This is a genomic window from Proteus mirabilis HI4320 (genome assembly GCF_000069965.1).
In the GTDB taxonomy this organism is placed as follows: domain Bacteria; phylum Pseudomonadota; class Gammaproteobacteria; order Enterobacterales; family Enterobacteriaceae; genus Proteus; species Proteus mirabilis.
On sequence record NC_010554.1, the window covers coordinates 1,303,131 to 1,316,094 of the forward strand.

The 12,964-nt window shown below is 36.5% G+C and carries 13 protein-coding genes; 9 read left to right on the top strand and 4 right to left on the bottom strand.

What is annotated here, in order from left to right:
• The first annotated feature begins 7 nt into the window (after positions 1-7).
• From PMI_RS05935 to PMI_RS05950, 4 genes are all read left to right on the top strand, one after another.
• Positions 8-1,495: a tripartite tricarboxylate transporter permease gene (locus PMI_RS05935; protein WP_012367914.1), complete on the top strand. Its 1,488-nt coding sequence runs from the start codon at positions 8-10 to the stop codon at positions 1,493-1,495.
• Positions 1,496-1,628: 133 nt separating this feature from the next.
• Positions 1,629-2,624 (top strand): dihydroxyacetone kinase subunit DhaK, encoded by a 996-nt coding sequence (locus PMI_RS05940; RefSeq protein ID WP_004242899.1) that lies wholly within the window; start codon positions 1,629-1,631, stop codon positions 2,622-2,624.
• Positions 2,624-3,235, top strand: a complete 612-nt coding sequence (locus tag PMI_RS05945; RefSeq protein WP_004242903.1) for a dihydroxyacetone kinase subunit L — start codon at positions 2,624-2,626, stop codon at positions 3,233-3,235. Before PMI_RS05940 ends, PMI_RS05945 begins: the two co-directional genes overlap by 1 nt.
• Positions 3,236-3,258: 23 nt before the next feature.
• Positions 3,259-4,170, top strand: coding sequence for a dihydrodipicolinate synthase family protein (locus PMI_RS05950; RefSeq protein WP_004242905.1), 912 nt, complete (start codon positions 3,259-3,261; stop codon positions 4,168-4,170).
• A 94-nt stretch (positions 4,171-4,264) separates the two neighbouring features.
• On the opposite strand, the gene PMI_RS05955 is transcribed toward PMI_RS05950, so the two are convergent.
• The 3 genes from PMI_RS05955 to PMI_RS05965 form a co-directional block, all read right to left on the bottom strand.
• Positions 4,265-5,236, bottom strand: a complete 972-nt coding sequence (locus PMI_RS05955; protein WP_004242906.1) for a threo-3-hydroxy-L-aspartate ammonia-lyase — start codon at positions 5,234-5,236, stop codon at positions 4,265-4,267.
• A complete protein-coding gene (locus PMI_RS05960) occupies positions 5,233-5,631 on the bottom strand; it encodes a RidA family protein (RefSeq protein WP_004242908.1) in 399 nt (132 codons plus the stop codon). Before PMI_RS05960 ends, PMI_RS05955 begins: the two co-directional genes overlap by 4 nt.
• A 314-nt stretch (positions 5,632-5,945) precedes the next feature.
• Positions 5,946-6,704, bottom strand: coding sequence for a GNAT family N-acetyltransferase (locus tag PMI_RS05965; RefSeq protein ID WP_004242909.1), 759 nt, complete (start codon positions 6,702-6,704; stop codon positions 5,946-5,948).
• A gap of 839 nt (positions 6,705-7,543) precedes the next feature.
• Here PMI_RS05965 and leuE point away from each other — a divergent pair.
• The 5 genes from leuE (at position 7,544) to yqfB (ending at position 10,962) form a co-directional block, all read left to right on the top strand.
• A complete protein-coding gene (leuE, locus tag PMI_RS05970; protein ID WP_012367915.1) occupies positions 7,544-8,191 on the top strand; it encodes a leucine efflux protein LeuE in 648 nt (215 codons plus the stop codon).
• A 104-nt stretch (positions 8,192-8,295) separates the two neighbouring features.
• Positions 8,296-8,913, top strand: coding sequence for a pyridoxamine 5'-phosphate oxidase family protein (locus tag PMI_RS05975; RefSeq protein ID WP_004242912.1), 618 nt, complete (start codon positions 8,296-8,298; stop codon positions 8,911-8,913).
• A gap of 120 nt (positions 8,914-9,033) precedes the next feature.
• A complete protein-coding gene (locus PMI_RS05980; RefSeq protein ID WP_004242913.1) occupies positions 9,034-9,645 on the top strand; it encodes a DNA-3-methyladenine glycosylase family protein in 612 nt (203 codons plus the stop codon).
• A gap of 79 nt (positions 9,646-9,724) precedes the next feature.
• Complete coding sequence (locus PMI_RS05985; protein WP_004242916.1) at positions 9,725-10,588, top strand: methylated-DNA--[protein]-cysteine S-methyltransferase; 864 nt, start codon at positions 9,725-9,727, stop codon at positions 10,586-10,588.
• Positions 10,589-10,632: 44 nt separating this feature from the next.
• Positions 10,633-10,962, top strand: coding sequence for a N(4)-acetylcytidine aminohydrolase (gene yqfB / locus PMI_RS05990; RefSeq protein ID WP_004242917.1), 330 nt, complete (start codon positions 10,633-10,635; stop codon positions 10,960-10,962).
• A gap of 94 nt (positions 10,963-11,056) precedes the next feature.
• Here the strand turns inward: yqfB and PMI_RS05995 are convergent, their stop codons facing one another.
• Positions 11,057-12,799 carry an ABC-F family ATP-binding cassette domain-containing protein gene (locus tag PMI_RS05995; RefSeq protein WP_012367916.1) on the bottom strand — a complete coding sequence of 581 codons (1,743 nt, stop codon included), beginning with the start codon at positions 12,797-12,799 and terminating at the stop codon, positions 11,057-11,059.
• Positions 12,800-12,964 lie beyond the last annotated feature (165 nt).

Consider the following 12,964-nt stretch of genomic DNA (forward strand, 5'->3'; position numbering starts at 1 on the left):
AAACAGTATGGATATATTTATTAGCGCATTAGCTTATATTGATTACACGACAATACTTGTTGTCATAGGCGCTTGCTTATTTGGTTTATTTGTTGGAGCAATTCCGGGGTTAACATCAACCATGGCAATTGCTTTAATGGTGCCTTTTACTTTCTTTCTTGATCCAATTCCTGCATTAGCACTGATGATCTCCGTAGGTGCATCCTCGATATTTGCCGGCGATATTCCAGGGGCATTATTAAATATTCCCGGAACACCCGCCTCTGCAGCTTATACTAACGATGCTCATACATTGGTTAAAGAAGGTAAAACTAATCGTGTATTAGGGATGTCATTAACAAGCTCCGTTATTGGTGGGGTGATCGGCACAATTATTTTAGCGTCAACCGCTCCGTTATTAGCCGAGTTTGCACTTAAATTTAGCTCTTACGAATATATGTGGCTTACTTTAATTGGATTAAGCTGCGCCACTATTGTTTCTGGCGCTCAAATTAGAAAAAGTTTGCTAGCACTGTTTTTCGGTATTGCTTTAGCCACTATTGGCTACGATGAATTTACAGGACAAGCCCGTTTTACCTTTGGTGAAGTCTCTTTAATGCAAGGTGTTAGTTTTATTCCCGCCATGATAGGGCTATTTGCTATCTCTGGTGCGATTAAATATTACGTCGATCGCTGGAAAGAAAAGCAAATTAAATTAGCAGTTAATACAGATAATAGCTCATATAATATTTTTAAAGGGCTGGGAAAGGTTGTTTGCCAACGTAAAGGGGGCATTTTCCGTAGTGGTATTATTGGTACATTGATAGGTGCTTTACCCGGTGCTGGTGCCGATATCGCTGCGTGGATCTCTTATGCGGTATCTAAAAAATTATCAAAAAAACCGCAAAAGTATGGGCAAGGCTCAGAAGAAGGTATTGTTGATGCATCAGCAAGTAATAATGCTAGTTTAGCAGGAAGTTGGATACCTTCATTGGTTTTTGGTATTCCCGGTGATTCCGCGGCAGCTATTATCATTGGTGTATTGTATATGAAAGATATGCAACCTGGACCAACTCTCTTTTTATTTAATCCAGATAAACTGTACGCCGTTTTTATCATTTTCTTTATTGCGAATTTAATCTTATTACCTATAGCTTTTATTGTTGTTAATTTTTTAAAGAAAATTGTTGCTATTGATAATGCAATTCTTTATCCAGCAATTATTTTATTTAGTATTGTCGGTTCATTTGCTATTACCAATACGATGTCATCCATTGTGGTTATGATGGTGATGGGAGTTATCGGCTATTTTCTTCAACAGCGTAACTTTCCTATCTCACCGATTATATTAGGGATGATTTTAGGGCCGATGCTAGAGAAGAATTTACTTTCTTCGTTGATGAAATCGGACGGAGAGCTAATTAATTTTGTTAATAGACCTATTTCAATTGTATTAGCCAGTGTTTTCCTATTAATTGTCGCTATGCAAATTAGGAGCGCATTTAAAACCAAATAACTAATAAGCTATTTATTATTTTCAAAAAATATACACATATTCTATCCAATACCAGGGAAAATGCTTCTTAAATAATTAATTTTTAATTTAAGAGGGCAATATCCGTAGATAAATAAAAATATCGGGTGTTTTTATGAAAAAGATATTAAATAAACCAGAAAATTATGTTGATGAAACATTAGCTGGCTTATGCCTTGCACATAATGATATTTATCGTCAACCACAACCACGTTTAATTACGCGAGCTAACAGCTCAGATAAAGCTAAAGTGGGAATTGTTACTGGCGGAGGATCAGGGCACCTTCCCGTTTTCACCGGATATGTAGGTGAAGGTTTATTAGATGCCGCCGCAGTCGGTGATGTATTTGCCTCACCGTCAGCAGATCTAATGGCTGATGCGATACGCGCTGCGGATAATGGGCAGGGGGTATTACTGCTCTATGGTAATTATGGTGGCGATATTATGAATTTTGATATGGCCTCTGAAACGGTAGATTTTGAAGATAATATTCGATGTACAACGGTGTTAGCGACAGATGATATTGCTTCTGCAACACCAGAAGAAGCGCATAAACGTCGTGGTGTGGCTGGAATGATTTATGGTTTTAAAATGGCAGGGGCCAAAGCTCAAGAAGGGGCATCTCTTGATGAGGTGACCCGCATTGCTCAAAAAACCATGGAAAACACGCGAACAATAGGCTGTGCCTTAACATCTTGCACCTTACCCGCTGTTGGACATCCTACCTTTGAAATAGCTGACGATGAAATGGAAATGGGAATGGGGATCCACGGTGAACCAGGAATTTGGCGCGATAAATTACGTAGTGCAGATGATATTGCAGAAGAAATGTTTCAACGTTTACAAACCGAATTATCACTAAAAAAGGGTGATAAAGTCTCAGTACTAGTCAATTCGTTAGGTGCAACGCCTTTAGAAGAACTCTATATTTTATATAATAAAGTTGTTCAACTTATTGATAATACAGGGGCGACTATCATTCACCCATTAGTCGGCCGTTATGCAACATCAATGGAAATGACCGGTGCTAGCTTAACTTTTTGTAAACTTGATGATGAGCTTGAAGCTTTATTGAATGCACCTGCACACTGTGCATTTTGGAGAGTGTGATGATGACTAATATTACACTCGATAATATAAAACTTGCAGTACAACGTATCGCAATTGCCTGTGAACAGTCTCAAAATAGACTATGTGAAGCAGATAGCCAACTTGGTGACGGTGATTTAGGGGTAACCATGCAAAAAGGATGGCGACAAATTGCTAACGATGCCCAAGATTGGCCTGACGATTTAAGCAAAGCGCTTTTTCAATGCAGCAAATCATTACAAAAAGCCTGTGCGTCTTCTTTTGGTACTTTGCAAGCAACGGCTTTTATGGCAATGGCCAAATATTGCAAAGAAAACCACCTGCAAGAAATAGCGCTTACTGATATTTCCCCACTATTGACGGTCGCATACCAAAGCATGATGGCGAGAGGAAAAGGGGAATTAGGGCAAAAGTCAGTATTAGATATTCTTTATCATTTATCTGAAGATCTAGCGTCAATCTCATCTCTGACTGAACTAAAACCCACCGCTTTAAAAAGTATTAATAATACGCTAAATGAATTTCGCCCTAAGCCTAATTTATTGGGACGTGCCCGTATGTTCCCAGAAAAATCGATAGGATTAGACGATCCCGGAATGTTAGCGATTAACGTTATTGTTGAAGCAATTTGATTGAATAAATAAAAGGCTCTTACATGAAAAAATTATTTGGCGTTACAGTGGCGATGGTTACTCCGTTTGATTCAAATGATCATGTGGACATCAACGCGTTGTCTGCATTAACTAATATGTTGATCACTAAAGGTGTTGATTGCCTTTATCCTTGTGGCACGACCGGAGAAATGTTGCGTTTATCTGCATCAGAGCGTAAAAGTGTGGCACAAACCGTAGTAGAGACGGCAAATAAACGTTTACCTGTTTTTATTCATGTTGGCGCAATGACGGTAACAGAAACCATTGAACTCGCCAAACATGCTGTAGAAATTGGTGCCGATGGTATTGGTGTAGTGACGCCACAATTTTTTGCTGCCACAGACAGAGAATTAGAGCACTATTTTGTGACTATCGCCAATAGCGTACCAGAGAATTTCCCAATCTATCTTTATAACATTCCACAATGTGCGGCTAATAATATCAAGCCTGAATTAGCGGCTAAAATTCAGCAACAATGCAAAAATGTGATTGGTATAAAATACAGTTTTGCCGATAACAATACGACACTTGGCTATTTAGCGGTTACAGATAATTTTTCAGTACTTCATGGCTACGATAAATTATTCCTTGGTTTATTAGATGCAGGCTGTGATGGCACAGTTTCAGGATGTGCCTGTGTTTTCCCTGAGCCATTTGTGAATATGTATCAAGCCTATATTACGGGTAATTATCAAGAAGCGAAGCACTGGCAACAATTTTGTGTGAAATTTAGTGATGCTTTGAAATCAGGCGCGAACATGGCGATATTTAAGTCAGCATTAACTATGCGTGGCTTAAATGGTGGTCATATGCGTTTACCTCAACTTGATTTATTACCTGAAGAAAACCAACAATTGAAAGAAGATCTAACGCAATTATGCAAAGAAGCGGGGATCGCTTTTTCAATTAATTAACAGAGACTCAGCTTCAAAATATCTTTATTATATTAAGCAGTATAAAAAACAAGCTATACTGCTTTTTTATAATAAATAACATCTATTTATTCAATTATTTTTGTGATAAAAAATGACCATATTGCATAATATCGACATTGCCACCACTGATAATAATGCCAATTTTTTTGCCTTTTAACTTATCACCAAATTGACGAGCTGCAGCTAAACTTAAACAGCCTGTAGGCTCTACAATGATTTTCATTCTCTGAGCATAAAATTGCATAGCAGAAATTAGTTCTTCATCTGTTGCTGTTAAAATATCGTCTACGTTGTTGCGAATGATCTCAAAAGTATAATCGCCTAAATGCTGAGTTTGTGCGCCATCTGCAATAGTTTTTGGCGTATCAATATAAATTATCTCACCTTTGCGTAATGATTGTTGTCCGTCATTTCCCGCTAAAGGCTCAACACCAAAAATTCTACAATGTGGCGAAAGGGCTTTGGTTGATAATAATGAACCTGAAAGTAAACCACCTCCCCCTAAGGGAACAAACAGCATATCTAACTCACCAACTTCCTCGAATAACTCTTTAGCTGCAGTACCTTGACCGGCAATAACGTGAGGATGATCGTAAGGTGGTATTAAAGTTAATCCTTCTTCTTGAGCAAGTTTTTGTCCTATCTCTTCGCGATCTTGTGTATAACGGTTATATAGAATGACTCTACCACCATAACCTTTTGTTGCTTGCATCTTAGCGGTGGGGGCATCTTCAGGCATGATAATTGTAGCTGGAATACCTAATAATTTTGCCGATAGTGCAATAGCTTGAGCATGATTACCTGATGAAAAAGTTATCACACCATTTTTGCGTTGTTCGCCCGTAAATTGTGATAATGCATTCATTGCTCCGCGAAATTTAAAAGCGCCTATGCGCTGAAAGTTTTCGCATTTAAAATAGAATTGAGCACCCGTTAACTCATTAATAGTGCGAGAGGTTAAGATAGGTGTTTTATTAAGATATGGCAAAATACGTTGATGTGCTTCAACCACATCTGGGTAAGTAGGAAGCGCTAATTTATTCATAAAGTTTGCTCCTTGATCACCATGGCTTCAATTTCAATTTTACTGCCAAAATGAAGCTCTTTTACGCCCGCGACTAATCTGGCCGGTTTATGCTCACCAATCCATTTTGCATATAACTCATTGACAACAGGCCATTCGTTAATGTCTGTAATATACATCTTAACTTGGGCAATATCGGTTTTTTGTGCTTTTATTCCTATAAGGCAAGCGTTTAAATTTTCAAGCACTTGATTAATTTGAAATTCAATAGGTTTATCCGTTAATGGCACGCCGTTTTTATCTAAAGGTAATAGGCCTGAAATAAAGGACATATTATTGGCTGTAACAACATGAGAGTAGTGACCCCCTGGCGATGTAAGAGCTTCAATATTTTGCATCACAAGATGTGAACTCATAGTATTTTCCTATTTCACTCTGGTTAGATTAAATGTATAACAACTTATACATTATGTCTAACTCTAGATCAATAGTGTAGTTTTAGCTAGTAAATCAAATAATAAATACGAGGAAATTGACGATAGCTATGATAGCTATATAGAAAGTAGTTATTAGCAAGGTAAAATTAATCGCCACTGTTTGGAGGGAAAGTAATGGCTTAATGGTGTTATTTTAACATAGATAACATAGCATTAGCATTTGCTTTGTCGTAGGCCTTTTAAAGGTTGAAAGAAGGTTCAATAACTTGATTGAGCCTTCTTAATGTATGCGGTTATTCGTTAATAAAGCTTAAATAGTTAAAAAGTGGCTTAAAACCAAATTTACGATATAGCGCTAGACCATCCGCTGACGCATCTAAGAAACAACGCTCGACACCTTGCTCTCGACAAAACTCTAATACGTGAGTAATTAAATGTGTGGCATAACCATTGCCTTGATAGGCAATATCCGTCCCAATATCGTCAAATCTTGCTAGTTTATCATGTAATGTCAGCGTTAATGATGATACAGGCTGCCCTGCAACTAATAATGCATAATGAAGGATCGTCGCACCATTATCTAACGCTTTTTGGTGATAACGAATATATTCATTAGTTATCGTATCGTCACCAACAGGAAAGGCGGTTTTCAATGGTTGCGCCCACTGTTTAAGATCATGGTTAGTTAAAATAATATCGCACGGGTTATTTTTATAGGGGGGATAAGTCGCATCAGACAATGAGAGATACATAGCGGTTGTCATACCGTCACCCGTATAACCTGCTTTTTTTATTATCTCTTCAAATTCAGGCAACAGAGATTCCGGCAGAACCAGCATGTGACCTTTTTTTTGCGAGGAGAACAGCGTACTTGCTTGTTGGAAAGTATTTTCGCTAGCGCCTTGACGAAGATAGATAAAATTAAAAATAGGCGCGTCCATCGGTGTCATAAAGCAGTGGGTATGATCACCAATACGAATATTGTTTTCACATATCTCTGACCAAAACGCTTTTTCTATAATTTTAAACTCTTTATACAGTTGTGCATCCATAATAGTTCTCTAGATAAATCATGATAAGCGATAAGAGGCTAACAGAGGATCCGCTTGTGTAGATTAATTTGGTTCAACTTACTCACCTAATAAAAGTGACAGTGTCACCAATGTGTCTGTTGCTACATGTAAATCTTTTAGCAAATAGGGCATCGGGCTATAATCGATGTTCCATCTTTAGTAGTCGTTGCTGAGCAATTATAGCCTTTTTATCATACGTTTTCCGGTATCACTAAAGTTACCATAAAAAGTCATCTTAGTGGCTTAGCATTTGCTCAGGGTGATGTATATCACTAATTTCAATGTAATATGTGTAAGATTACGTTATCGGTAATCTACAATAGGGATAGATCTACTAAAGAATAATCACTTTGGTAAATCCTTGTGAATATTATACTCACTTTATGTGCTAAAAAATGCAAAATTTATAAAAAATAATTATTTTTCATAAAGATATATAGTTATTTCTATATAAAAAATAGCTTATAACTATGACTCTCATCACAAAAAGATAAATAGACTATAACATCGCGGATACAATAGGTTGTTCCTCCCATAAATAGCTAAAAAACCAGCCAATAATTCTTATTTAAATGCTTTATTAAGAATTTTATCTATATAAAAAAAGCAATTTCAGCACCATACTATTACCTGCATTCAAACCAGTCATATAATCCAAATATAAATAAAAAAATGAATCATTAGACTATATTTAAGCTCTAAAACCAGTTTAATTTACTTATTTATCGTTAAATATAAGTTTATTGTTTTACAAAAAAATTAATATCGATATGATAGCCCACATATACAGCATATTATTTTTTTAAAAAAGGCGTCATATGTTAGAAAGTATTGGTATTTCAAATATTTGGACATACCTTTTAGGCGTTATTTTTATTACACTAGTACCAGGTCCAAATTCAATTTTCGTCCTAACTTCGAGTGCGAAGCATGGCGTAAAAGGGGGGTATAAAGCCGCTCTTGGTGTTTTTACGGGTGATGCATTATTAATCTTTTTGGCATTTTTGGGGGTTGCTTCATTAGTCAAGACTTCACCCGTTTTCTTTATTGTGATCAAGTATGCCGGTGCACTTTATTTAACCTATTTAGGTTTAAAAACACTCTATGCGACATTCCATAAGAAAAAAGAGCAGCCGGAACAGGTTGCAGTAGAGGTTGTAAAAGCGAAAAACGGCTTATATATCAAAGCGCTTTTCTTAAGTTTGTTAAATCCAAAAATGATCATCTTTTATGTGTCATTTTTTATTCAATTTATTGATCCTAAATATGAAAATGCAGGGGTTCCCTTTTTTGTATTAGGTGTAATATTAGAAATATGTAGCATGCTTTACTTATCTGTACTTATTTTTGGTGGCGTTGCTATTACTAATAAAGTTAAGCATAACAAACGATTAGCATCATTATCGAATAGTTGCATTGGTGCTTTGTTCTTATTATTTGGTGCCAAACTCGCTTTAACGGCTTAATAGATTGATGAGATTGATGAAAAGGTCACATTTTATGGTGACCTTTTTTTTATACGAAATTTGTATATGATGAAGAATGAGCTAAATGATAACAAGGCCACCTTATGAAAAATACCATTGTAAAAGATCTGAAAACACTGGAAGAGATTTATGGTCAACCTGCCGAACCATCGGTCTTAAAAGAAGTGGATTTTATTCACCCCCTTTATCGCCCTTATATTGAAGCTACACCATTTGTTGCATTAGCCACTTATAGTGCTGATGGTATGGATGTTTCTCCTCGTGGCGATGAGCCAGGTTTTATTCATATTGAAGACGATCATACTTTATTATTACCCGATAGACGTGGTAATAACCGCATTGATAGCATGCGCAATTTGTTAATTAATCCCGCGATTGCTTTATTAGTGCTAGTCCCCGGCATTAATGAAACATTACGAATTAATGGTCATGCGGAAATTTTAATAGATGAAGAAACACTCGCACGCTTTAAATATAACAATGCACTACCTCGCTCTGTCTTGCGCATCCATGTTGAGCGCGTATTTTTCCAATGTGGTAGGGCACTTATTCGTTCAGGTTTGTGGGAAAACAAATATTTAGCTGATAAATCAACTATTCCAGCACCGGGACAAATATTGAAATCCATTTCTCATCAACAATTTGATGGTGATAAATATGATGCACAATTGCCTGAACGTATTATGAAAACATTATATTAATCATATAGTTTGCTCTTTTTATATTAACATTTGCTAAAAAGAGCAAGAAACAGAGTGCATAATGGGGGGAAGTGCACGCTATACTGTTTTAATAAATACCTTAATTAGTAGCGTGATTTTATGTATTTTCAGTATGGTGAAAAAGAGATCTCTTTTTTAAAACAAAAAGATAAGCGTCTAGCCGCGGTGATGGAAAGAATAGGGGAAATTAAACGTCCACTTACCCCTGATTTATTTACAGCATTAATTAAAAATATTATTGAACAGCAAATTTCTGTTGCGGCTGCCACCACGGTTCAGCAACGTTTACTTACCCTATGTGATGGTATTTATACTCCTGTACATATTGCTAGTTTATCAGTGCAAGATATTCAGCAATGTGGAATGACAATGCGTAAAGCCGGTTATATTAAAGGTATCGCAGACTCAGTTATAAATCATACGTTAGATTTAGACCAAATCCCCGCTATGTCTGATAAAGCGGTGATCAATACCCTAATAAAATTAAAAGGTATTGGCATTTGGACCGCTGAAATGTTATTAATTTCATCACTTAATCGTCCTGATATTTTAAGTTGGGGGGATTTAGCTATTCAGCGTGGTATCATGCGTTTATATCGCCATCAAAGCTTAGATAGAACACGCTTTGAACGCTATCGTAAACGTTATTCTCCTTATGGTTCAACGGCTTCACTCTATTTATGGGCATTATCTAAAGAAAGCGCAGACTAAAGAGCAATAATCGGAGTGATCTAAATAGAAGTTTATTGATAATGGACTTCATCCAGCATACATAAATGTAGGAACTAAAATGGAAAAGAGACATTATCAACTTATTGAACAAGCCTGCCGTTTTATTGAAGAAAATCAGGGTGATGTTTCTCTTGCCGACATCGCCGCACATATTCAATCCAGCCCATATTATTTCCATCGACGATTTAAATCTATAATGGGAATTACACCTAAAGAGTATGCGAATGCTTATCGGCACAAACTAATTAAGAAAGCATTAGCTGGCGATAAAACAATTACAGATGCGATATATCAATCAGGCTTTAATGCGAATAGCCGATTTTATGAAAATGCGACAGCCATATTAGGTATGACGCCAACCCATTGGCGCAATGGTGGACAAAATATCGTGATTTTTTTTGCTGTAGGGATCTGCTCATTAGGCCATATCCTTGTAGCTCAAAGTGAAAAGGGCATTTGTGCGATAACACTTGGCGATGATCCTGCGTGTTTATTAGAAGAATTACAAAAACAATTTCCTCAAGCTGAACTTGTTGGTGCAAACCAAGAGTTTGAAAAATTGGTTGCCCAAGTCATTGGTTTTGTTGAACTGCCAACACAACCTTTGGCATTACCACTTGATATTCAAGGAACAGTATTTCAACAAAAAGTTTGGCGGGCATTATTAGATATTCCTTTTGGTTGTACCATGACATATCAAGAAATTGCTCAAAAAATTGGTTCGCCAAAATCTTATCGAGCAGTGGCGAATGCCTGTGCATCAAATAAACTAGCAGTGGCGATCCCTTGCCATCGAGTTATCAGACAAAATGGTGAAATATCTGGATATCGTTGGGGGATTGAGCGCAAAGAAAAATTATTACAAAGAGAAAAATCCCTTCATCATCAGCATGATAGATTGGCTATTAGCAAGAGCGATTAACCGTTATAATAAACATAATATCAATTTATAACAGATGAAATAAAATGGCATCAACAGCGATTGTACCAACAGATATTACATTTTTTGAGCGTTTAATCCCTTCAATTTTAGCCGGTATTAAAGTGATCACAATTAGGGATGAAGCAGAAAGCCACTATAAACCAAACACTATTGTTGATTTATTATCTAATGAACATGGCACTTATTATGGAAAGTTACAAATTATTTCTGTATCACCCTTAAATTTTAATGAGATAAATGAATTTCATGCTCAACAAGAGGGTATGAATTTGCCTACTTTAAAGGCCTTAATTAAAGACATTTATCCTACAACGGAAAATCTTTATTTAATAGAATATAAATTAATACAATAAGTAGTTCTCTCTTATTAGTTAATACCAATAAAAGCGGAGGGGTTCCTCCGCTTTGTATTATAACTTAAAATCAATAGGGTAATCGTTAGAAAAATTAAGCTAAATCAAGTTGCTGCTTTAAGATCTCTATTTCTGCTTGCCATTGAGCCTGTAATATAGGCTTTTGATGAGCAGATTTTCTTGCTAAATCAGCATTCAATTTATCTTCAAGTGCTATCAATTTCATTAGCAATTCATCTTCATTATGATGTTTTACTATTTCAACAGATGGAGCATGATGGCCATTTTGCTCATTAGAGACCAATGACATATCTTGTTGAGAAATAAGCTGATAAATTGTTTCAATATCATGATGTTCGCTAAGAATACCATTGTGAATATACCAAAAACGATTACAGCTTTTCTCTATCAATTCTCTATCATGGCTGACGAGTAAAATTCCCCCTGAAAATTGTTGAATTTGCTCAGCTAATGCCTGTTTACCTTCCATATCAAGATGGTTTGTTGGTTCATCTAGCATTAATAATGAATATTTTGCCAAACTGAGACCAATAAAAAGTAAACGAGCTCGTTCACCACCACTTAATGACTTTACTTGCTGATTATGGCGAGAATAAACAAAACCTGCATTTATTAATGCCATTTTCCTTTGCTCATCTAATAGCGGTGCAAAGGGCTTTAGTGCATCGGCAAGGGTATCATTATCATTAAGTTGTGCGAGACTTTGATCGTAATAACCTAACTCAACTCTGGGATGCAGCCTGATCACATTTTCTGTTGATGTGGTTGAACCATGAAATGATGACCAAATCATTTTTAATAATGATGACTTACCTGTCCCATTAGCACCAACAATAGCGACTCGATCACCACTTTTGATCCGTTGATTATCGATGGTATATAAAATCGGTGCATCTGGCGCAGGGATCACTGAAAGCTGATGCAGCTCAAGCAATCTATCTGCCCGTAATATTGTTCCTGATAACTGTAACGTCCATTGATTGCCTTCTGTTACATCGACTTGTTCGTCTTTTAAACGAACAATTTGTTTTTCCATTTGTTTGGCTTTACGTGACAAACTTTCGTTATCATACACTTTTCCCCAGATGGCCAATTGCTTCGCACTTTGTGCAATACGATCTATCTCTTTTTGTTGTGCATCACAACGATGTTGCGCACTGATATCTTGTGCTTCTTGCTCTTGTCTTGCCTGAGAGCAGGGCAAGCGAAAAACAGATAGGGTTTTATCACGAATGATCCACGTACAATTGGTCACTTTATCTAACAACCTATTGTCATGTGAAACCAGAATAAAACTTCCTCGCCACTGTGTTAAAAATGTTTCTAACCACAAGATAGTCGGTAGATCTAAGTGGTTACTTGGCTCATCTAATAGCAGTAAGTCTGGTTGCAAAATCAATGCTCTCGCAAGTAATAAACGAGTATGTTGACCACCACTTAATTGTGAGACTAATAGATTGATTTCATTGGTTTTAAATCCCATTTCACTTAATAATAATTCACTGCGCCAACTTTCAGATATGCGTAGCTCTTCAGGTAATTTATGAAGAACCGCATCAATGAGACGCATTGACTGTAGCTCACTTGGTAACTGTTGTTCGACATAAGCCATAATGACTTGATTGGCGATAGTAATAGAGCCATCTGTTGGTATTAATTGGTGTGATAAAAGTTTTAATAGTGTACTTTTTCCACAACCGTTGTAGCCAATTAAACCAATTTTCTCACCTTTAGTGAGGGCCAAAGAAATATTACTCAGCAATATACCGTGATTATTATGAAAAGAGAGATTTTGTGTAGATAATAATGTGCTCATAGCTTACTCATTTTTTAAGCATAAAAATGCTTTGGGTAATATCACGCGATAACCCAGTAAGCTGAGGAGAGGTAATAGTTAACGTCGCTCAGGCAGGTTAACGCAGTAAAGAACTGTGAAAGCCTGAGCTATGGCGATTACCAAAGAAGTGTGAGTATTCAATAA